This window comes from Streptomyces sp. NPDC008139, assembly GCF_042957025.1.
GTDB lineage: Bacteria > Actinomycetota > Actinomycetes > Streptomycetales > Streptomycetaceae > Actinacidiphila.
Genome location: NZ_JBIBHM010000001.1, coordinates 304,863 through 325,895, shown reverse-complemented (window position 1 = coordinate 325,895; position 21,033 = coordinate 304,863). Strand labels below are relative to the sequence as shown.

The following is a 21,033-nucleotide window of genomic DNA, read 5'->3' as shown; positions in this document are numbered from 1 at the left end:
CCGACTGCGGCGCAGACCCTACGGGCACCCCACCCGGCCGTCAACACCCCCGGCAATCACCGCACTTCGGACGGGGGCGGTGCGCGTACGCCTCGGCGTGCGGACGTGCGGACGTGCGGACGTGCGGACGTGCGGACGTGCGGGTGCGCGGCGTGCGGGTGCGCGGCGCGCGGGTGTGTGAGTGTGCGGGCGCGCGAGGACGCCTAGGCGGGGGGCCGGGTGCTGCTGCGCTCGACCAGCCGGGTCGCCAGGTCCACCCGCAGAGTGCTCGGCTGCTTGCCGCGACTCAGGTCGAGCACCAGCCGGGCGGCGGCCTCCGCCATCTCGGTCAGCGGCTGCCTGACCGTGGTCAGCGGCGGGCTGATCCAGCGCGACAGCGGCAGGTCGTCGAAGCCGATCACGCTCACGTCGCCCGGAATGCTCAGCCCCAGCTCGCGCGCCGCCTCGTACAGGCCGAGCGCCTGGAGGTCGTTGCCGGTGAAGACGGCGGTGGGCCGCTCCGGCAGCCGCAGCAGTTCGAGCCCCGCGGTGTAACCGGCCTCGTGGTGGAAGTCGCCCGCCCTGACCAGCGCAGGGTCGAAGGCGACCCCCGCGGTCTCCAGTGCGGCGCGGTACCCGTCGATCCTGGCCCGGCTGCACATCATCCCCGCCGGGCCGCCGATCACACCGATCCGCCGGTGCCCCAGCTCCAGCAGGTGCCGGGTGGCGGCCACCCCGCCCTGCCAGTTGGTCGCCCCGATCGCGGGCACGTCCTCGCCGGGGTCGCCCGCCGGGTCCATCACCACGAACGGGATGTCCCGGCTGGTGAGCTGCGCCCGCTGGGCCGGGTCGAGCCCGGACAGCACGAGGATGACGCCGGTCGGACGCCGGGCCAGCACCCCGTCCACCCACGTCTGGCCGGGGCTCAGGCGACCCGCCGACTCCGAGAGCACCACGCTCAGGCCCTCGACCCGCGCCACGTTCTCCACGCCCCGGATGACCTCCATCGCCCACGCGCTCTCCAGCTCGTGGAAGACCAGGTCGAGCAGCGGCGCGGGCTGCGCGTTGCCGCGCCGCCGCTGGTAGCCGTGGAGGCGCAGCAGCTCCTCCACCCTGCTCCGCGTGGCGGGCGCGACATCGCCGCGGCCGTTGAGCACCTTCGAAACAGTCGGAGCCGAGACGCCCGCGGCTCGGGCGATCTCGGCGAGGGTGGCCGCGCCGGCGCTGCCGCCCGCGGTTCCGCCCGCGCTCGCGCGGCCCGCCGCTCCCGCCGCGCCGTTCGACGGCGTGTCGGGCTGGTCGGCTGTCCTGGACGGTACGTCTGCGGCGCTCATGCCTGCGATCGTAGCCCGCCGCCGCCCCATCCGTCCGACCCCGGGGTGCCCCCTGTTTTCCCGGCAACAATCGGCAACTAACTCGAATCATTCTCCGGTGTCGTCCGTCACCGGTTACCTGTGCCCCTCGGGGCGCGGGGGACCGTACGGTCAGCCGTGACGCCCGGGCGGCCGGAAACGGGCGTGGCATGGCCGATTCCGGGCGGGCGGCCGGGGGAGGGAGGGTGCGACGGTGACGGGATGAGCTTCTTCCAGGACGTGCCAGAACCGCCGACACCGCAGGAGCCGGAGCCCCGGCCGCGTCCCTCGTGGGAACAGCCCGTCTACGTGCTTCCCGCGTCGGTGCCGGGTGACGTGGTGCTGCTGCGCTCGGACCGGGCGGCGGTCTGGATCGGCGGGCTGCGGGCGTACCCCAACGGCTTCGTGTTCCATCTGCGCGCGGTCCTGCGAAGGGCCCCGGCCAACGGTGCCTGGCTGGGCAATCCCCTCGACGGCCGGTCCAACCCCCTGCGTCCGCACGAGCCGCAGAGCAATCTGCGGCTCGGCCTGCGGTACGCGGACGGCCGACGCGTCGCGACGCAGGGCGGCATGCCGGTGCCCTGGCCGGGCGACGACGACACGGAGGCGATCCGCCTGATCAGCCAGGGCGGCGGCGGCAGCGGTCTGACATGGGAGGCGAGCTTCTGGACGTATCCGCTGCCGCCGGACGGCCCGGTGACCGTCTTCGCCTCGTGGCTCGACGCCGGGGTGCGTGAAGCGTCGGTGGAGCTGGACGGCGCGGCGATCCGGGCGGCGGGCGGCCGGGCGGTCCGCCTGTGGCCGCAGGACGAGGACCCCGAGGACGAGGACGGCTACAGCTACGCCACGACGAGGCTGACGGTCGGCGACGCCGAAGCGGACGGGGACGACCCCGAGACCGTACCCGAGACCGCACCCGGCACCGCACCGGGCGCGTAACCGGACGCTCACGGGGCCGAGACCGTCACCGACGTCTCGTGCCGCACCGGAAAGTTCACCGAGTTGGCGATGAAGCACAGCCGTTGGGCCTCCTCGTGGAGGGCCTGGGCGGCGGCGGCCATCGCGGGGGAGGCGACCTCGACGGCGGGCCGGAGCACGGCTTCGGTGAAGTGGCCGCCGCCGTCGCCGGTCTCCCGCATCGTGCCGGTCGCGTGGTCGATGTAGCCGGTGACGACCACGCCGTTGACGGCGCAGACGTGGAGGTACGACAGCAGGTGGCACTGGGAGAGCGCGGCGAGGAGCAGCTGCTCGGGGTTCCAGCGGTCGGCGTCACCGCGGAAGGCGCGGTCGGCGGAGCCGCAGATGGCGGGGAGTCCGGCCGCGGTGACCTCGTGCGTACGGTCGTAGTCGCGGTAGGAGCTGGTGCCCGTGCCGCGGTTGCCGGTCCAGACGACCTCGGTCTCGTAGGAGTGCTGACGGGCTGACGGCATGGCTCGATGTCCCTTCGGGTCGCTCAGTCGGTGAATCGGGCGCCGCAGGTGTCCAGGACGTGGCGGCGGGCCGCCTCGGCCGCCTCGCGCGCCCGGCCCCCGGTGATCGCGGCCAGCAACTCCCGGTGCTGGGCGTTGACCTGGGCGGGCCGGTGGGGCGGGTCGAGGGAGGCACGGGTGGAGACGAGGATCTGGTCCCACAGCCGGTCGAGCGAGGCGAGCGCCACGGGGTTGGCGGCGAGTACGGCGATCCGGCCGTGGAAGCGGCGGTTGTGGGTGACGGCCTCGGCGAGCCGCCCGGCCAGCGTGGCCTCTTCCGTACGGTCCGCCTCGCGGACCAGCTCGGCCAGGTCGGCGGGGGCGATCCGGCCCTCGGCCTGGCGCCGGGCGGCCAGCTCGGCGGTGAGCGCCTCCAGAGCGGCCCGCACCTGGTAGGCGTGGCGCAGCGCCTCCGTGTCGAGCGCGACCACCCGCACACCGCGCCCAGCCGAGTGGACCAGCCCCTCGGCGACCAGCGCGCGGAACGCCTCGCGCACCGGCGTCCTGCTCATCTCCAGCGACAGCGCGACCTCGGTCTCGGTGAGCCGCTGGCCCGGCGCGTAGGCGCCGTCCAGGATCAGGTCACGCAGCCGCGCGCGGGCGGAATCGGTCTGCTGCACACGGCCGAGGCTAGCTTCCGCATGCATTGCATGCAATGGATGCAGAAGGCCGGGGCGTACGGCTCAGGCCCGCTCCACCCGCACCGCGCACACCTTGAACTCCGGCATCCGCGACGCCGGGTCCAGTGCCGGATTGGTCAGCGTGTTGGCCCGGCCCTCGCCCGGCCAGTGGAAGGGCATGAAGACGGTGTCGGGCCGGATCGCGGGGGAGAGGCGGGCGGGCGCGACGGCCCGGCCGCGGCGGCTGGTGACCGCGAGCGGCTCGCCCTCGCCGACGCCGAGCCGGGCCGCGAGCCGCGGATGGAGCTGCACGAAGGGTCCCGGCGCCGCCGCGTTCAGCTCCCGCACCCGCCGGGTCTGCGCACCCGACTGGTACTGCGCGAGCACCCGTCCGGTGGTCAGGTAGTACGGATAGTCCGGCGTCGGCTCCTCCGCCGAGGGCCGGTGCTCCACGGGCGTGAACCGGGCCCGCCCGTCCGGCGTCGCGAACCGGTCGAGGAACAGCCGTGGCGTGCCCGCCGGTTCACCCGTCTCCGTACGCTCCGCGCCGTTCCGCGGGCACGGCCAGAAGACGCCGTCCTCCGCGACGATGCGCCGGTAGCTGATGCCCGAATAGTCGGCCGGGCCGCCCGCGGAGGCCCGCCGCAACTCCTCGAATACCTCCTCCGGGTCGGCGGGGAAACCCTCCTCGCGGCCCAGCCGGCCGGCGAGCGCGCCCAGCACCTCCAGGTCGCTCCGTACCCCCGGTGGCGGGTCGACCGCTTTGCGGCGCAGGAGCACCCTGCCCTCCAGATTGGTGGTGGTCCCGGTCTCCTCCGCCCACTGCGTGACCGGCAGCACCACGTCCGCCAGCGCGGCCGTCTCGGAGAGCACCACGTCGCAGACCGCGAGGAAGTCCAGCGCGGCGATCCGCTCCTCGACGTGCCGGGCGCGCGGCGCGGACACCACCGGGTTGGAGCCCATGAGTAGCAGCGCGTGCACGTCACGGCCGAGGGCGTCGAGCAGTTCGTACGCGCTGCGGCCGGGTCCCGGCAGGTCGTCGGGGTCGACGCCCCAGACGGCGGCGACGTGGGCGCGCGCGGCCGGGTCGTCCAGCTTGCGGTAACCGGGGAGCTGGTCGGCCTTCTGGCCGTGCTCGCGCCCGCCCTGGCCGTTGCCCTGCCCGGTCAGACAGCCGTAACCGGACAGCGGGCGGCCCGCCCGGCCGGTCGCCAGGCACAGATTGATCCAGGCGCTGACGGTGTCGGTGCCCTTGGCCTGCTGCTCGGGGCCGCGCGCGGTCAGCACCATCGACTCCGGCGCGTCGCAGAACAGCGCGACCGCGCGCCGCAGTTGAGGCACCGGCACTCCGGTGATCCGCTCCACCAGCTCGGGCCAGTGCGCCATCACCCCGGGCAGCGTCCGCTCCCAGCCCGCGGTCCGCCCGGCGATGAAGCCGGTGTCCAGCCGTCCCTCGGCGACCACCAGGTGCAGCAGGCCGAGCGCCAGCGCCAGATCCGTGCCGGGCCGCGGCTGGAGGTGCAGATCGGCCTGTTCCGCGGTCCTGGTGCGGCGCGGGTCCACGACGATCAGCGTCCCGCCGTTCCGCCTCAGCTCGGTCAGGTAGCGCAGCGCGGGCGGCATCGTGTCGGCCAGGTTGGAGCCGACGAGGATCACGCACCCGGTCGCGGACACGTCCGCCAGCGGGAACGGCAGCCCCCGGTCCAGGCCGAACGCCCGCTGGTGCGCGACCGCCGCCGACGACATGCAGAACCGGCCGTTGTAGTCGATCTGCGAGGTGCGCAGCACCACCCGGGCGAACTTCCCGAGCGCGTACGCCTTCTCGTTGGTCAGCCCGCCCCCGCCGAACACCCCCACGGCGTCCCGCCCGTGCTCCGCCCGGACCCGCAGCAGCCCGGCCGCGACCCGGTCCAGCGCCTCCTCCCAGCTCGCGGGCGCCAACTCGCCGTCCGCGCCCCGTACCAGCGGCCCGGTCAGCCGCACCGCCGTGGACAGCACCTCGGTCGAGGTGCGGCCCTTGCCGCACAACGCCCCCCGGTTCACCGGGAACGCCGTCCGCTCCACCACCTCCGGCCCGTCCGCCCCCGCCCGCAACGTCATCCCGCACTGCAACGCGCAGTACGGACAGTGCGTGTCGACCCCACCGGAAACGGCCCCGGCCCCGGCCTCGCCACCGGCCCCGTGCACGGAGACAGCCCCGGCCGAATCCCCCGCGCCACGTACTGGAATGCTCATCCGGCCACCCTGCGCGGCCCGTGTTTCCTCCCGCCGCCCGCGGCCGTTACGCCCCGGCCACACTCACCTCAGCGCACGGCCCCACCCGCTGTGAGGGCCCGTGCGACCCCCGGCTCGCGCGGCCCCAGGAAGTGCGGGTTCGGGCGTACCACCACGTCCGCCGCCGCCTTGCCCGCGGCCAGCAACTCCCGTACGCCGCCCGCGTACCAGGTGGCGTCGTGCGGCTCGTCGACCCCTATTCCGTAGGCGTCGATCCCGGCGGCCTCGCAGAGCGCCAGGGCCCTGCGTATGTGGAAGTCCTGGCTGACCAGGACGGCCCGGTCGATCCCGAAGACGCGCTTGGCGCGGCTGCACGAGTCCCAGGTGTCGAAGCCCGCGTAGTCCAGGACGACCTTGTCTGCGGGCACGCCGTGCGCGGCCAGGTAGGTGCGCATGGCACCCGGCTCGTTGTACGACGTACGGCTGTTGTCGCCGGTGACCAGCACCACGCGTATCCGGCCCGTCCGGTACAGCGTCGCCGCCGCGTCCAGCCGGTGCGCCAGATACGGCGACGGCTTCCCGTCCCAGAGCCCGGCGCCGAAGACCACGGCCACCGGCTCCTTCGGCACGTCGGCCAGCGTGCGGACGCGCCCGCCGTCGGCCAGCCGCAGCCACGTCGCGGGCAGCAGCGCCAGCACGCACACGGCCACGCTCCACCGCAGCAGCCGCCGCCACCCCCGCCGCGTGCGCGGCAACCGCACCCATGACGGCTTCCACCCCCGGACCCGCGCCCCCCACGTCCGCGCCCACGTCATACCGTCCACCCCCTGACCCGCCATCGCACCCGCCCCTCGCCGACCCGTGCCCCCTCCGTGACCGACGCCGGACACCCCCGCCCGGTTGCGTTATGGATCACAGTAGAACCCACCACTGACAACGCCCCCGGAGCGCCCGCGTGACCGACCCCCGCCTCCCCTTCTTCCTCTACGGCACGCTGCTGCCCGGCGGGCGCAACCACGGCGTGCTGCGCGGCCGGGCCCTGACCTGGACACCGGCCGAACTGCCCGGCGCGCTGCTCTTCCACGGCCCCGGCTACCCGTACGCCGTCCCCGACCCGGCGGGCGAGGGCGTCGTCCACGGGGCGCTGACGGCGGTCGGCCCCGAGGCGTACGCGGACGTCCTCGCCGACCTCGACCGGCTGGAGGAGTACGCGCCGGGCGCCCCCGCCAACCTCTACGAGCGCCGCCGGACGCACGTGCGCACGGCGGGCGGACCGACCCCCGCCTGGGTGTACTTCGCGGCCGACCGCACCGCCCGTGAGCTGCTGCTCTCCGGCGAGCGGGTCTCCGGCGGCCGGTGGCCTCACAGCGGACCCGCGGCCGGGTGAGAGCACCGAAACCGGCTGTTGCGCCCGCGCGAACGACGAGGCAACCCAGGCACGTCAGGATCACGCCATGAGCCGGCCGCACACCGGAGCCCTGCCCCATGCATGCGCAGGCGGGTTCGCCGGTAGCCGTGGAGCCGAAGGGCGCGCCGGTGTTGAAAAGGAGAACGCGCACAGTGACCGAGGAACGAGGGAGCGAGCACGATCGACTTCCCCCAGACTCCGTCCGGGGGTGCCCCCACACCGGGTCCAAGCGCCCGGAGGCGGAAGGGCGGCAAAAAGAGGGGGATCGCGGTGAGCTGACGTACGAAGGCTCCCCCGCACGGTTCGTTCCCTGGAAGCCGCCGCCGGTGCGCCGACCGGCGCTGCTGGCCGTCGCCCACGGCAGCCGGGACCCGCGCGCGCCGCGCGCCGTACGGGAACTGCTGGAGCGGGTACGGGCCCGGCGGCCGGGCCTCGACGTGCGGCTCGGCCACATCGAGCTGAACGAGCCGCTGCTCCCCGACGCCCTCGCCGCACTGCGCGGCGACGCCGTCCTCGTCCCGCTGCTCCTCGGCCGCGGCTACCACGTCAAGCACGACCTCCCGCGCGCCCTGGCGGGAGCGACCCATCTGCGCGGCCTGATCGCCGCGCCCCTCGGCCCGCACCGCCTGCTCGCGACGGCCCTGCACGCGCGCCTGACGGAGGCGGGCTGGCCCGCCGCGCCGGACACCGGCCCCGGCGGCCCCGCCGTCGTCCTCGCCGCCGCCGGTTCCCGCGACCCCGACTCGGCGGCCGACACCGCCCGCACCGCAGCGCTGCTCGGCGTGCGCCTCGGCGGGGTGCCCGTGCTGCCCGCGTACGCCTCCGCCGCCGCGCCGACCGTCGCCGAGGCCGTGGCCGCGCTCACCGCCCGCGGCCACCGCCGGATCGCGGTCGCCTCGTACTTCACCGCACCCGGCCGCTTCGCCGCGCAGACCTCGGCCGCCGCGCCCTGGATCGCCGCGGCCCCGCTCGGCGCGCACGACGCGATGGCCGAACTCGTACTGCACCGGTACGACGAAGCCCTTCGGTACGACGAAACGCTCCTGCGCGCCGACGCCCGCCGTCGGGGCAGGTCACCGCGGGCCCCGGCGGCCCGGCCGCCGGTCGCGCGCCCGGTCTGACACCCGCGCGTACGCCGCCGGTCACCGGGGCCGGTTACCGTCACGGGTATGGAAGAGAAGGACCGGTCACAGCGGGCGGCATCCGCGCACCTGGGCCCGTACGAGCGGTACGGGCCCTACGGCGAGGCCGATATGGAGCGGTATGTCACGGAACCGGACAAGAGGCCGGGCCGTACGGCGTTCCAGCGCGACCGGGCGCGGGTGCTGCACTCGGCGGCGCTGCGCAGGCTGGCCGGGAAGACGCAGGTCGTGGACCCGGGCGTCAACAGCGCGGCGGTGATCGACACCAGCCCGCGCACCCGGCTGACGCACTCGCTGGAGTGCGCGCAGGTCGGCAGGGAACTGGGCGCGGCGCTCGGCTGCGACCCCGACCTGGTGGAGACGGCGTGCCTGGCGCACGACCTCGGGCACCCGCCGTTCGGGCACAACGGCGAGCTGGTGCTGGCCGAATTCGCCGAGGACTGCGGGGGGTTCGAGGGCAACGCGCAGAGCCTGCGGCTGCTGACCCGGATCGAGCCGAAGAAATTCGTGCCGGACCCGGCGGGCGACACGCTGGTCAGCGTCGGCCTCAATCTCACCCGCGCCGCGCTGGACGCGGCGACCAAGTACCCGTGGGCGCGCGGCGGCCACCCCACCACGCCCGGCAGCCCCAAATTCGGTGCGTACGAGGACGACCTCCCGGTCTTCGGCTGGCTGCGGAAGGACGCGCCCGACGGCCGTCAGTGCTTCGAGGCGCAGGTCATGGACTGGGCCGACGACGTCGCGTACTCGGTGCACGACGTGGAGGACGGCCTCCAGGCCGGGCACATCGACCCCGGCGCGCTGACCTCCGCCGCCGAGCGCGCCGAGGTGTTCGGCTGCGCCGCCGCCCGCTATGTGCCGCCCGGCACCGATCCGGCCGAGCTGGCCGCGGCACTCGACCGGCTGCTCGACCAACCCTGGTGGCCGCACGGCTACGACGGCACCGCGCTCGCCCAGGCGCGGCTCAAGGACGCCGCCTCCCAGCTCATCGGCCGCTTCTGCCTGGCGGCCGAGAGCGCCACCCGCGAGCGCTACGGCACCGGCCGCCTCACCCGCTACCGCGCGGAGCTCGTCGTGCCACGCGAGCAGCGGCTCGAATGCGCCGTTCTCAAGGCGGTCGCCGACCGGTACGTCATGCAGCGCGCCGCGCAGGCCAAGCGCCGGGCCGAGCAGCGCGTGGTGATCGGCGAGCTGGCGCAGCGGCTGCTGGAGCGGGCCCCTGAGGGCCTTGACCCGCAGTTCCGCGGGATCTTCGACGCCGCCCCCGACGACCGCGCCCGCCGCCGCGCCGTCGTCGACCAGATCGCCTCCCTCACGGACGCGGCGGCCACCGCCCTGCACGCCCGGCTGCACGCGTAACCGCCGGAAACGGGGCGTCCGGTACGCCGGGATACCCGCCCGGCATATGGCCGGATGCCCACTGGGCAGAAGAAACACGAGGGGAAGGACGGCGCGGCGCTCTTCCGGACGGCCCTGACGTGCGGGACGCTCGTATGTACGCACAGGCAGGACGCACAGGCAGGACGTACAAGCAGGACCCACGAGCACGACGCGCCTTCAGACGCACCGCACGACGCACGACGCACGAACAGAACGCACAAGCACCACGCACAAGCACCACGCACGCAGCACCGCACGACGCGTACACGTACGCTCGCACACGTACCGATCGCCGACCCGCCTGGAGGGCCACCGTGGTGGACGCACACGAAACCTTCGTGATCGTCGGAGCAGGGCTCGCCGGGGCGAAGGCGGCCGAGACGCTCCGGGCCGAGGGTTTCACCGGCCGGGTGATACTGATCGGCGACGAGCGCGACCACCCCTATGAACGCCCGCCTCTGTCCAAGGGCTACCTGACCGGCGCCGACGAGCGCGACTCGGTCTTCGTGCAGAACACCGCCTGGTACGCCGAGCACGACATCGAGCTGCACCTGGGCCAGCCGGTCGTGCACCTGGACCCGGCCGCCAAATTCGTTCGCCTCGGCGACGGCACGACCCTGATGTACGACAAGTTGCTGCTCGCCACCGGCTCCGAGCCGCGCCGCCTGGACATCCCGGGCACCGACCTGGCCGGGGTGCACCACCTGCGCAGGCTCGCGCACGCCGACCGGCTCAAGCACGTGCTGACCAGCCTCGGCCGGGAGAACGGCCACCTGGTGGTGGCGGGCGCGGGCTGGATCGGCCTGGAGGTCGCCGCCGCGGCCCGCGGCTACGGCGCCGAGGTCACCGTCGTGGAGTCCGCGCCGACCCCGCTGCACTCGGTGCTCGGCCCCGAACTGGGCGCGGTCTTCACCGACCTGCACGCCGAGCACGGCGTCCGCTTCCACTTCGGCGCCCGGCTCACCGAGATCACCGGCCAGGACGGCATGGTGCTCGCCGCCCTCACCGACGACGGCGAGGAGCACCCGGCACACGACGTGCTCGCCGCGATCGGCGCCGCGCCGCGCACCGCGCTGGCCGAGAGCGCGGGACTCGACCTGGTCGACCCGGCCGAGGGCGGCGGCATCGCCGTGGACGCCTCCCTGCGCACCTCGAACCCCGACATCTTCGCCGCGGGCGACGTCGCCAACGCCGAACACCCGCTGCTCGGCGGCCGGTTGCGCGTCGAGCACTGGGCGAACGCGCTGAACGGCGGCCCCGCCGCGGCCCGCGCCATGCTCGGCCGCCCGGTGTCGTACGACCGGGTTCCGTACTTCTTCTCCGACCAGTACGACCTGGGCATGGAGTTCTCGGGGAACGCGGCGCCCGGCTCGTACGACCAGGTGGTGTGCCGCGGCGATGTGGGCAAGCGGCAGTTCATCGCCTTCTGGCTGAACGAGGGGCGGGTGCTGGCGGGGATGAACGTCAATGTGTGGGACGTCACCGAGCCGATCCAGCAGCTCATCCGCTCCGGCCGCGCGGTCGACCCCGAGCGGCTGTCCGATCCGACGGTGCCACTAACCTCGTTCCTGGACTGACCAGGAGCTTTCTTCCTGGACCGGCCGGACCGACCAGGAAGGGACACCCCGCCGTGCCCGTCACCCGTACCGCCGTCGTGCCCGTCGAGGAGATCTTCGCCCTGCGCTGGGCGGTGCTGCGGACCGGCCTGCCGCGCGAGACCGCCGTCTATCCGGAGGACTCTCGCGACGGCACCTTCCACATCGCCGCCTACGACGAGGAAGGCGCGGTACGGGGCTGCGCCACCTTCTTCCCCGAGCCGCTGTCGGGGGATGACGCCCTCGCGGACGCGGATCCGGCCGGGGCGTCCGCGTACCGCTTCCGCGGCATGGGCAGCGCGCCCGAGGTCCGCGGCCAGGGGTTCGGCGGCGCGGCCCTGATCGCGGGGCTGCGCGAGGCCGCGGCCCGCGGCGCCGGACTGGCCTGGTGCAACGGCCGTACGTCCGCCGCCGGTTTCTACGAGCACTTCGGCTTCACGGCGATCGGCGAGGAATTCGTCGTGGAACCGATCGGCCCGCACTACGTGTTCGTCACCAAGGACCTCGCGCGGGGTCCCGCGTAGGCCGTTGCTCAGCGCCTTGCCGCCTGTCCCCGAACGCTACTTCGACAGGTAGAAGGCCAGCAGCCCCGACGCGTCCATGTCCAGCGCCGGCTCCGAGCTCTGCCACGACCGGACGTCGTCCACGTACCGGCTGCCGCGCCCGTTGAAGGCGCTGTACGGGTCCGCGCCGCCGGGCGGGCACGGCCGCATGCCGTCCAGGTAGTCGCCGAGGCCGTCGCTGAACTGCTCCGCGCCGTTGGGCCCGTTGACGATCGCGCCCACCTCCAGCGGTCGCGAACCGGTCAGGCTCCCCGCGAGGTTGCCCAACTGGCCCGCCGTGCAGCGCGGGAAGGTCTGCCCCTGGCCGACCATGAAGGACGTGCCCCAGGCGTTCGCCCCCAGCAGCCAGTCGAGTTGCTGCACCGCGAAGCGGTCGAACGAGGTGTCGCCGGTCACCGAGCGGTAGAGCCGCGTGGTGGCCGCGAGACCCAGCGTGTGCGAGTCCGCGTCGAAGTCGTCGTAGACCGCGCCCGCGTGGAACGGATCGGCCGCCGCCCGCCGTTGCCCGGCGGCGATCTGGCCCTTCACGTAACCGACCAGGTCGGCGTACGTCACCGCGAGGCCGCGCGGGTGCCCGGCCGCCCTGATCGCCCGCGCCAGGTCGAGGTCGGCGAGCGCGCTGGTGTCGTACATGTTCAGCGTGTCCGCGCCCGCCTCGCTCTGGTGCGCCTTCGCCCAACTCGCCGCCTGCTTCAGCCAGTCCGCGCCGCGCCGGTCGTGCAGCCGCTGCGCCGCCAGCGCCAACTCGGCCCCGCCGAAGGCCAGATCGTCCTTCCAGCTCGTCTCGGGGTAGTAGCCGTACGGCACGGTGGTGACGAGCGTGCCAGGGCGGGTGTCGGCCAGGCCGTAGATCTGCGCGGCGGTGTTCAGATACGCGCGGGCCTTGGCGGGCGCGGTGGCCGCGTACCGCTGGGCGGCGAGCGCGAAGTCGGCGGCGAGCCGGCCCGCCTGGTTGGGGCTGAGCTTCGCGCCGGGGGCGCCCGCCCTGAACACCGGGCGGTTCTTCAGGAAGGGGTGCGCGGAGTCCTTGTCGTCCTTCTCCGGCAGCCGCCACACGTCGTGGTCGCCGACGACGCTGCCGCTGTCCGTACCGGAACCGAGGCCGACCTGGATGTACAGCGTCTTCGTTGTGCCGTCCCACATCTTGTCGAGCCAGTCCAGGCCGTGCTGCGCCTCGCCGCCGAGGGCCGAGGCGGGGCCCGCGCCGGTCTGCCGGGCGGCGATCTGGAGCGCGGCGACGGCGTACGAGGTGGTCTCGGTGAACTTCAGGTAGTCGCCCGCGTCGAACCAGCCGCCGGAGACGTCCACCGGGGCCGCGTCCGCGATCTTCTTCGGGGCGGCCTTGATCGTGTCGCCGTCGGGGTCGGTGAACGACGGCCACGCGTAGACGGCGGCGTGCGCGTCGTTGAGATGCGACGGCTTGCGCCGCAGCTGCCCGGGAATCGTCCTCGCGCCGTCGCGCTGGGCCTGGAAGAACGCGGTGGCGTCGGCGGCGGGGCGGCCGAAGACGGCCTTCGCCGAGCCGATGGTGAAGGCGGGGGAGGAGGCGGTGGCGGTGCCGCCGACCACCAGGCGGTAGGTGCCGGGCGTGCGCACCGCGCTGAAGTCGATCAGGTAGACGGCCGGATACGCGCTGTTCCAGCGGCCGAGGCTCGCCCCCGTGCTGCCGTGCGCGACGACCCGGCCGCCGCGGCCGACCAGCTTCCACGACGCCGTGCCGACCGCGCTCTTGGCCAGCAGGAACGCTTCTTTGGCGCCGCTTCCCGCGTAGCCGACCTGGTTCACCCGGACCTCGCCGGTGGTCACGGCCTGCGCGGTGTCCGCGCCGCCCGCCAGCGACAGCGCCGCCAGCACGGTGGTCGCGGTGACAGCCGTCGCCGCGGCGGTGGTCCATCTGCGGAGCGGCCTTCTGCGAAGCTCGGGCATGCGGCTGTGTCTCCCCACGACTTCGGAACCCCAATAGGAAAGGTTCCTAACGATCGGCGAAGCTAGTCCTCACCTCCGCCCGGGTCAAGACCTTCGTCGCCACCCACCGCCCCGCGCTTCGCTGTCCCACCAGCGCCGTAGACTTGCGCGAGTGGCGGGCAGGATCAGAGACGAAGACGTGAAGGCGGTACGGGACGCGGTCCCGATCGACGCCGTCGTCTCCGAATACCTCCAGCTCAAAAACGCCGGCGGCGGCAATCTCAAGGGCCTGTGCCCCTTCCACGACGAAAAATCCCCCTCCTTCCAGGTCAGCCCCTCCAAGGGCCTTTACCACTGCTTCGGCTGCGGGGAAGGCGGGGACACCCTCGCGTTCGTCATGAAGCTCGATCATCTGTCGTTCACCGAGGCCGTCGAGCGGCTGGCCGGGCAGGCCGGGATCACGCTGCGGTACGAGGAGGGCAGCCATGTCCCCGGGCGCCAGCAGGGCGAGCGGATCCGGCTGGTCGAGGCGCACAAGGCCGCCGCGCAGTTCTATGTGGAGCAACTGGGCGGGGCGGAGGCGGAGATCGGCCGGAGGTTCCTGGCCGAGCGCGGTTTCGACCAGGCGGCGGCGGAGCACTTCGGGGTGGGGTACGCGCCCGCCGGGTGGGATCACCTGGTGCGGTATCTGCGGGGGAAGGGCTTCACCGACAAGGAGCTGATCACCGCGGGGCTGGCCTCCGAGAGCCGCAGGGGCGGGGCGATCGACCGCTTCAGGGGGCGGCTGATCTGGCCGATCCGGGACATCACCGGCGAGGTGATCGGCTTCGGCGCGCGCAAGCTGCGCGAGGACGACCAGGGCCCGAAGTACCTGAACACCTCCGAGACGCCGCTCTACAAGAAGTCCCAGGTGCTGTACGGCATCGACCTGGCCAAGAAGGAGATCGCCAAGACCGGGCGGGCGGTGGTCGTCGAGGGGTACACCGACGTGATGGCCTGCCATCTCGCCGGGGTCACCACGGCCATCGCCACCTGCGGCACCTCCTTCGGCGGCGACCACATCAAGATCCTGCGCCGGCTGCTGATGGACAATTCGACCGCCGAGGTGGTCTTCACCTTCGACGGCGACGAGGCGGGACAGAAGGCCGCGCTGCGGGCGTTCGAGGACGACCAGAAATTCGCCGCCGAGACGTCCATCGCGATCACGCCCGGCGGGATGGACCCGTGCGAACTGCGGCTCGCCGAGGGCGACGCGGCCATCCAGCGGCTGATCGACGGCCGCACCCCGCTGTTCGCCTTCGCGCTGCGCTCCATCGTGGCCCGCTACAACCTGGACACCGACGAGGGCCGGGTCGCGGCCGTGGACGCGGCGGTCGCCGTGGTCGCCGCGATCAAGAACCAGGCGCTGCGGGACCGTTACGCGATCCGGCTGGTCGGCATGGCCGGGATCGGCACGCAGTCCGAGGAGCAGTCGATCATCCGCCGGGTCCGCGCGATGGCCAGGGCCCGCGCGGCGGGCGGCGGCAGCACCGACAACCGCCCGCAGTACGGCCGCCAGGGCCAGGGCGGCCCGTACGCGGGCGGCGACCGGCAGTCCTCCGGCGTCCCCGCGCAGAACGCGCCGCGCGGCCCCCGGCTGGACCTGCGCAGCCCCGCCCACCGCGTCGAGCGCGAGCTGCTGAAGCTCGCCCTCCAGTACCCGAAGCTGGTCTCCCCGGCCTTCGACGCGTACGGCGAGGACGAGTTCACCGGACCGCCCTACGCCGCCGTGCGCCGGGTGATCGCCGAGGCGGGCGGCGTCGAGGCGGCCGACGCCGACTATCTCGTACGGGTCCGCGAGGCCGCGCCCGACGACACCGTACGGATGATGGTCACCGAACTTGCCGTCGAGCCGGTGATGCACAAGTCGCCCGAGTTCTACGCGGGCGAGGTGCTGGTCCGGGTGCGGATCAACGCGGTGGAGCGGCGCGTGGCCCAGGTGCACGCCACGCAGGCGCGGTTCGCCGCCCAGGGCGTCCCGCAGGACTCGCCCGAGGTCACCGCGTCACTGCGCGAGTTGTGGGCCCTCCAGCAGTACGGCCAGCGGCTGCGCGAACAGGGCGCGGCGGGGCTGTAGCCGCCGCGGGCGGGCAGCCGGGCATATGCCTTGCGTCACCGCACGGACCTGAGCGGTGACCTTGTGTGAAAAAGGGAGCGCACGCCCCTCGTAGCGGAGCCGCGTCGTGGGCCACACTGGGTGACGGCGCCCAGGGCCTGTCCGGCAAGACGCGCTGCGAGCCCGAGGACGCGCTCACTTCTGGAGGTCGCTTCCGTGCAGACCCAGACCCAGATCCACACCCAGATCCAGACCCTCACGACCGCGGCCGAGGTGGTGGCGATGGAGCCCCAGGCGGAACCGCCAGGGAACCTCACGGGGTCGCGGGTGCCGGAGCAACGCGTGGTCACCGACGAGCGGGACGACGAGGACGCGGTGCCGGTCCGGCCGCTGCGGGAGGAGTCCGCGGGCCCGTCCGCCGACCTCTTCCGGCAGTATCTGCGCGAGATCGGCCGTATCCCGCTGCTCACGGCGGCCGAAGAGGTGGACCTCGCCCGCCGGGTGGAGGCCGGACTCTTCGCCGAGGAGAAGCTCGGCGCCTTCCCCGACCTGGACTCGCAGCTCGCCGTCGACCTCGACCGCCTGGTGGTGCTCGGCCGGATGGCCAAGCGCCGCCTCATCGAGGCCAATCTGCGGCTGGTCGTCTCGGTCGCCAAGCGGTACATCGGCCGCGGCCTGACCATGCTCGACCTGGTCCAGGAGGGCAATCTCGGGCTGATCCGGGCGGTGGAGAAGTTCGACTACGCGCGCGGCTACAAGTTCTCGACGTACGCGACCTGGTGGATCCGCCAGGCGATGTCGCGGGCGCTGGCCGACCAGGCCAGGACGATACGGGTCCCCGTGCACGTGGTGGAGCTGATCAACCGGGTGGTGCGGGTGCAGCGGCGGCTGCTCCAGGAGCGCGGCTACGAGCCGAGCACCGAGGAGGTCGCCGCCCAGCTCGACCTGCCGGAGGAGCGGGTCAGCGAGGTGCTGCGGCTGGCTCAGGAGCCGGTGTCGCTGCACGCGCCGGTCGGCGAGGAGGAGGACGTCGCACTCGGCGACCTCATCGAGGACGGCGACGCCGCCTCGCCCGTGGAATCCGCGGCCTTCCTGCTGCTGCGCGAGCACCTGGAAGCGGTGCTGTCCACGCTCGGCGAGCGCGAGCGCAAGGTCGTCCAGCTCCGCTACGGCCTCGCCGACGGCCGCCCCCGCACCCTGGAGGAGATCGGCCGCATCTTCGGCGTGACCCGCGAACGCATCCGCCAGATCGAGTCCAAGACCCTCAACAAGCTCCGCGACCACGCCTTCGCCGACCAGCTCCGCGGCTACCTCGACTGAGACCCACCGCGGCGGAGCCCGACGCCAGCCGTCCCCGCCGTGGGTCCTAGCCGTCCCTGCGCAGCCGCGCCAGCGGCCTCGGCGCCACCACGAACCCCTCGGCGCGCGCGCTCGCCAGCCCGATCCGCGGCAGATGCGCGCTCTTGGCGAAGAGCAGGAAGCGCGGCTCCCAGATGGGCCGGTACTTGGCGTTCGCGCGGTACAGCGACTCCAGTTGCCACCAGCGGGAGAAGAACATCAGGGCCGAGCGCCACAGCCGCAGCACCGGGCCCGCGCCCAGCCGGGCGCCGTCCTCGAACACCGACCGGAACATCGCGAAGTTGAGCGACACCCGCTCCACGCCGACGTCGGCGGCGCGTTCGATCAGGTCGAGGACCATGAACTCGACCAGGCCGTTCTCGCTGTCCCGGTCGCGCCGCATCAAGTCCAGCGACAGCCCCTTCGGGCCCCACGGCACGAAGCTGAGCAGCGCCTTCAACTCGCCCTCGCCGTCGAGGCATTCGATCATCACGCAGTCGCCGTCGGCCGGGTCGCCGAGCCTGCCGAGCGCCATCGAGAAGCCGCGCTCGGTGGCGCCGTCCCGCCAGCGGTCCGCCGCCTCGATCAGCGCGGCCGTCTCGTCGGCCGGGATGTCGCGGTGCCGCCGGATACGGGTGGTGTAACCGGCGCGTCGCACCCGGTTGTACGCCTGCCGCACGCCGCGCATCGCCCGGCCGTCGAGGGTGAACTCGTCGGTCTCGACGATGGCTTCGTCGCCCAGCTCCAGCGCGTCCAGGCCGTGCCGGGCGTAGACGGTGCCGCCCTCCTCGCTGGCGCCCATCACGGCGGGGATCCAGGCGTGGTCGCGGGTCTCCACCAGCCAGGCGTCGATGGCGCCCGGCCATGCCTCGACGTCGCCGATCGGGTCGCCGGAGGCCAGGGCCACACCGCCGACCACGCGGTAGGCGACGGCGGCCTTGCCGCTGGGCGAGAAGATGACCGACTTGTCGCGGCGCAGCGCGAAGTAGCCGAGCGAGTCGCGGGCGCCGTGCCGGGCGAGCAGTTCGCGCAGCCGGTCCTCGTCGTCGCGGCTCTGGAGGTCCCGGCCGCGCGGGGAGCGGAAGAGCGCGTAGAGCACGGCGAGCAGCAGGCCGAGGCCCGCCAGGTTGAGGCCGCTGCTGACCCATGGGCTGATGTGCAGATTCGGCTCGATGTCGGAGTCGCGGCTCAGCGTCGTGAGCCGCAGCGCCACGTACCAGACGCGGTCGCCGACGCTGGCGCGCTCCGGGCCGACGGCCGTGACCAGGGTGGTGCCGACCAGGACCGACAGCAGCGCGCCGACGCCGAGGACGGCGAGCGCGAGCTGCGGGTTGGTGCGGTCGCCCTTGCCGTGGAATTCGCGGCGGCCGAGCGCGCCGAAGCACAGCACGGTCAAAGTGAGCGCGGTGGAGACCCAGTTGAACGGGTGCCGCCGCAGGTCGTCGTAGCACAGCGCCCACACCGACAGGGCCGCGTAGCCGCCGCACAGCGCCATGAAGGCGATCCAGGCCACGCGCTTGTGGCGGGCCAGCATCATGGCCATGAAGAGCGTCGCGGCGGCCGAGCCGAAGCCCGCGAAGAGCATGAACGGCGTGAACAGCTCACCGGTGTTGTGGTTCGACATCTCCTGACGGATCGTCAGGGAGACGGCGGACAGCAGATCGACGACGCCGATCACCCGCAGGTACCAGATCGGCACCCGCGCGCTGCGCCGCGCCAGCGTCGAGGTCTCGCGCCGCGCGGGGCAGCGCACCGGGTCGGAACCGCCCGGTCGCCCCTGCCGCGGCCCCTCGCCCGTACTCGTACCGGTACCTGTACCCGAATCCGTGCTCGTACCCATACGGGTACTCGTACCCGCCCGCGTGCCGGTACCCGCGCCCGACGCCGCGGTGGTGGCGCTGCTCATCACTTCTGCCCTTCCGGAGGTACGGCGGCACAGGCTACCAACGCCGCGCGCCGCCGTACCCGCTGGCTCCTCGGGTTTCCCGGCCCCCCGCTCCGGCCGGTCGGCCGGGACGGAACACCCGCCCCGGCCGACCCTCGTACCTCAGTCGACCTCCGCCACGGCCTGCGCGAACTGCGCCGCGTACAGCCGCGCGTACGCACCCTCGGCCGCCAACAGCTCCTCGTGCGTGCCCTGTTCGACGATCGCGCCGGACTCCATCACCAAGATGACGTCGGCGTCGCGGATCGTGGACAGCCGGTGCGCGATGACGAAGCTGGTACGGCCGTGGCTGAGCTTGGCCATCGCCCGCTGGATCAGCACCTCGGTACGGGTGTCGACGGAGCTGGTCGCCTCGTCCAGTACCAGGATCGTCGGATCGGACAGGAACGCCCGCGCGATGGTGATGAGTTGTTTCTCACCCGCGCTGACCCCCGCGCCCTCGTCGTCGATCACCGTGTCGTAGCCCTCGGGCAGCGTACGGATGAAGCGGTCCGCGTGCGCGGCGCGCGCCGCCTCCTCGATCTGCTCGGCGGTCGCCCCCTCGCTGCCGTAGCCGATGTTCTCCGCGATCGTGCCGCCGAACAGCCAGGTGTCCTGGAGGACCATGCCGATCGAGGAGCGCAGCTCCTCGCGGGAGAGCGTGGCCACATCGGTGCCGTCCAGGGTGATCCGGCCGCCGGACACCTCGTAGAACCGCATCAGCAGATTGACCAGCGTGGTCTTGCCCGCGCCGGTCGGGCCGACGATCGCGACCGTGTGGCCCGGTTCCACCTTCAGCGACAGGTGGTCGATCAGCGGCTTGTCCGGGTCGTAGCGGAAGTTCACGTCCTCCAGCGCGACCCGGCCCCGCACCGGCACCCGGGGGACGTCCCGCTTCGCCGGCTCCGCCGACTGCTCCTCGGCGTCGAGGAGTTCGAAGACCCGCTCGGCCGACGCGATGCCGGACTGGACCAGGTTCGCCATGCTCGCCACCTGCGTCAGCGGCTGGCTGAACTGCCGCGAGTACTGCACGAACGCCTGGACGTCACCGATGGACAGCGCGCCCGACGCGACCCGCAGGCCACCGACGACGGCCACCAGCACGTAGTTCAGATTGCCGATGAACATCATCATCGGCTGGATCGTGCCGGAGATGAACTGCGCCTTGAAGCCCGAGCGGTACAGCGCCTCGTTCTGCTCCTCGAAGGCCGCCGCCGACTCCTCCGCGCGCCCGAAGACCTTCACCAGCGAGTGGCCGGTGTACATCTCCTCGATGTGCGCGTTGAGCTTGCCGGTGGTCTTCCACTGCTGGATGAACTGCGGCTGCGCGCGCTTGCCGACCCGCGTGGCCACCAGCAGCGTCACCGGCACGGTGACCAGCGCGATCAGCGCCAGCAGCCAGGAGATCCAGAACATCATGGCCAGCACGCCCACGATGGTCAGCAGCGAGTTCACCAGTTGGCCCATGGTCTGCTGCATCGTCTGGCCGATGTTGTCGATGTCGTTGGTGGCCCGGCTCAGCACCTCGCCGCGCGGCTGCCGGTCGAAGTACGACAGGGGCAGCTTCGCCAGCTTGTCCTCGACGTCGGAGCGCATCCGGAACATCGCCCGGTTGATCACCTTGGTCGCGGTGCGCATCTGGAAGACGCTGAAGACGGCCGCGGCCACGTACACCGCGAGGACCACCAGCAGCACCTTGCCGATGGCGTCGAAGTCCATACCCTGGCCCGGCGTGAAGCTGATGCCCTTGAGCATGTCGGCGACCCGGCCGTCACCGTGCGCGCGCAGCGCGTCGAGCGCCTGCTGCTTGGTGCCGCCGTGGAACCGCCGTCCGATCACCCCGGCGAAGATCAGGTCGGTGGCGTGACCGAGGATGCGCGGTCCGGTCACCGCGAGCGCGACGCTCGCCGTGCCGAGGACCAGCACCAGGCAGAGCAGGAAACGGTCGGGACGCATCAGACCCAGCAGCCGCTTCAGCGACCCGCCGAAGTCCATCGGCTTCTCGACCGGGCCGCCGCTCATGAAACGCGCGGGCCCGCCCATCGGCCG

At 73.2% G+C, this 21,033-nt stretch carries 16 protein-coding genes; 8 read left to right on the top strand and 8 right to left on the bottom strand.

What is annotated here, in order from left to right:
* Positions 1-203: 203 nt before the first annotated feature.
* Positions 204-1,313: a substrate-binding domain-containing protein gene (locus tag ACFZBB_RS01470; protein WP_391116660.1), complete on the bottom strand. Its 1,110-nt coding sequence runs from the start codon at positions 1,311-1,313 to the stop codon at positions 204-206.
* 240 nt (positions 1,314-1,553) lie between these two features.
* Here ACFZBB_RS01470 and ACFZBB_RS01465 point away from each other — a divergent pair, with 240 nt between their 5' ends.
* Entirely contained in the window at positions 1,554-2,270 is a 717-nt protein-coding gene (locus tag ACFZBB_RS01465) for a hypothetical protein (RefSeq protein ID WP_391116658.1), read from the top strand.
* A gap of 8 nt (positions 2,271-2,278) precedes the next feature.
* On the opposite strand, the gene ACFZBB_RS01460 is transcribed toward ACFZBB_RS01465, so the two are convergent.
* The 4 genes from ACFZBB_RS01460 to ACFZBB_RS01445 form a co-directional block, all read right to left on the bottom strand.
* Positions 2,279-2,761: an OsmC family protein gene (locus tag ACFZBB_RS01460; RefSeq protein ID WP_391116656.1), complete on the bottom strand. Its 483-nt coding sequence runs from the start codon at positions 2,759-2,761 to the stop codon at positions 2,279-2,281.
* A gap of 23 nt (positions 2,762-2,784) precedes the next feature.
* Entirely contained in the window at positions 2,785-3,420 is a 636-nt protein-coding gene (locus ACFZBB_RS01455) for an FCD domain-containing protein (protein ID WP_391116654.1), read from the bottom strand.
* 63 nt (positions 3,421-3,483) lie between these two features.
* Complete coding sequence (locus ACFZBB_RS01450; protein ID WP_391117474.1) at positions 3,484-5,520, bottom strand: molybdopterin-dependent oxidoreductase; 2,037 nt, start codon at positions 5,518-5,520, stop codon at positions 3,484-3,486.
* A gap of 203 nt (positions 5,521-5,723) precedes the next feature.
* Complete coding sequence (locus tag ACFZBB_RS01445) at positions 5,724-6,449, bottom strand: ElyC/SanA/YdcF family protein (RefSeq protein ID WP_391116652.1); 726 nt, start codon at positions 6,447-6,449, stop codon at positions 5,724-5,726.
* 140 nt (positions 6,450-6,589) lie between these two features.
* On the opposite strand from ACFZBB_RS01445, the gene ACFZBB_RS01440 reads away from it, so the two are divergent.
* From ACFZBB_RS01440 to ACFZBB_RS01420, 5 genes are all read left to right on the top strand, one after another.
* On the top strand, positions 6,590-7,021 hold the full coding sequence (locus ACFZBB_RS01440) for a gamma-glutamylcyclotransferase (RefSeq protein ID WP_391116650.1): 432 nt from the start codon (positions 6,590-6,592) through the stop codon (positions 7,019-7,021).
* Positions 7,022-7,368: 347 nt separating this feature from the next.
* On the top strand, positions 7,369-8,163 hold the full coding sequence (locus ACFZBB_RS01435; protein WP_391116648.1) for a CbiX/SirB N-terminal domain-containing protein: 795 nt from the start codon (positions 7,369-7,371) through the stop codon (positions 8,161-8,163).
* A 48-nt stretch (positions 8,164-8,211) separates the two neighbouring features.
* Positions 8,212-9,543, top strand: a complete 1,332-nt coding sequence (locus tag ACFZBB_RS01430; RefSeq protein ID WP_391116646.1) for a deoxyguanosinetriphosphate triphosphohydrolase — start codon at positions 8,212-8,214, stop codon at positions 9,541-9,543.
* Between the two features lie 335 nt (positions 9,544-9,878).
* Positions 9,879-11,141 (top strand): FAD-dependent oxidoreductase, encoded by a 1,263-nt coding sequence (locus ACFZBB_RS01425; RefSeq protein WP_391116644.1) that lies wholly within the window; start codon positions 9,879-9,881, stop codon positions 11,139-11,141.
* 53 nt (positions 11,142-11,194) lie between these two features.
* Positions 11,195-11,683: a GNAT family N-acetyltransferase gene (locus ACFZBB_RS01420; protein ID WP_391116642.1), complete on the top strand. Its 489-nt coding sequence runs from the start codon at positions 11,195-11,197 to the stop codon at positions 11,681-11,683.
* 36 nt (positions 11,684-11,719) lie between these two features.
* Here ACFZBB_RS01420 and ACFZBB_RS01415 read toward each other — a convergent pair whose 3' ends face one another.
* Complete coding sequence (locus tag ACFZBB_RS01415) at positions 11,720-13,648, bottom strand: glycoside hydrolase family 9 protein (protein ID WP_391116640.1); 1,929 nt, start codon at positions 13,646-13,648, stop codon at positions 11,720-11,722.
* 151 nt (positions 13,649-13,799) lie between these two features.
* Between ACFZBB_RS01415 and dnaG the strand changes: the two genes are divergently transcribed.
* Both dnaG and ACFZBB_RS01405 read left to right on the top strand, forming a co-directional pair.
* On the top strand, positions 13,800-15,743 hold the full coding sequence (gene dnaG / locus ACFZBB_RS01410; protein WP_391116638.1) for a DNA primase: 1,944 nt from the start codon (positions 13,800-13,802) through the stop codon (positions 15,741-15,743).
* 120 nt (positions 15,744-15,863) lie between these two features.
* Complete coding sequence (locus tag ACFZBB_RS01405) at positions 15,864-17,042, top strand: sigma-70 family RNA polymerase sigma factor (RefSeq protein WP_391116636.1); 1,179 nt, start codon at positions 15,864-15,866, stop codon at positions 17,040-17,042.
* A 46-nt stretch (positions 17,043-17,088) separates the two neighbouring features.
* Here ACFZBB_RS01405 and ACFZBB_RS01400 read toward each other — a convergent pair whose 3' ends face one another.
* Together ACFZBB_RS01400 and ACFZBB_RS01395 are read right to left on the bottom strand one after the other, a co-directional pair.
* Positions 17,089-18,900 carry a phosphatidylglycerol lysyltransferase domain-containing protein gene (locus ACFZBB_RS01400; RefSeq protein WP_391117472.1) on the bottom strand — a complete coding sequence of 604 codons (1,812 nt, stop codon included), beginning with the start codon at positions 18,898-18,900 and terminating at the stop codon, positions 17,089-17,091.
* 207 nt (positions 18,901-19,107) lie between these two features.
* Positions 19,108-21,027 (bottom strand): ABC transporter transmembrane domain-containing protein, encoded by a 1,920-nt coding sequence (locus ACFZBB_RS01395; protein WP_391117470.1) that lies wholly within the window; start codon positions 21,025-21,027, stop codon positions 19,108-19,110.
* Between the last annotated feature and the right edge of the window lie 6 nt (positions 21,028-21,033).

Bases quoted from the DNA above. Each gene is read 5' to 3' on its own strand.
- ACFZBB_RS01415 (WP_391116640.1), bottom strand. From the start codon at position 13,648: ATGCCCGAGCTTCGCAGAAGGCCGCTCCGCAGATGGACCACCGCCGCG.
- ACFZBB_RS01395 (WP_391117470.1), bottom strand. From the start codon at position 21,027: ATGGGCGGGCCCGCGCGTTTCATGAGCGGCGGCCCGGTCGAGAAGCCG.
- ACFZBB_RS01430 (WP_391116646.1), top strand. From the start codon at position 8,212: ATGGAAGAGAAGGACCGGTCACAGCGGGCGGCATCCGCGCACCTGGGC.
- ACFZBB_RS01450 (WP_391117474.1), bottom strand. From the start codon at position 5,520: ATGACGTTGCGGGCGGGGGCGGACGGGCCGGAGGTGGTGGAGCGGACG.
- ACFZBB_RS01460 (WP_391116656.1), bottom strand. From the start codon at position 2,761: ATGCCGTCAGCCCGTCAGCACTCCTACGAGACCGAGGTCGTCTGGACC.
- ACFZBB_RS01400 (WP_391117472.1), bottom strand. From the start codon at position 18,900: ATGGGTACGAGCACGGATTCGGGTACAGGTACCGGTACGAGTACGGGC.
- ACFZBB_RS01470 (WP_391116660.1), bottom strand. From the start codon at position 1,313: ATGAGCGCCGCAGACGTACCGTCCAGGACAGCCGACCAGCCCGACACG.
- ACFZBB_RS01465 (WP_391116658.1), top strand. From the start codon at position 1,554: ATGAGCTTCTTCCAGGACGTGCCAGAACCGCCGACACCGCAGGAGCCG.
- ACFZBB_RS01445 (WP_391116652.1), bottom strand. From the start codon at position 6,449: ATGACGTGGGCGCGGACGTGGGGGGCGCGGGTCCGGGGGTGGAAGCCG.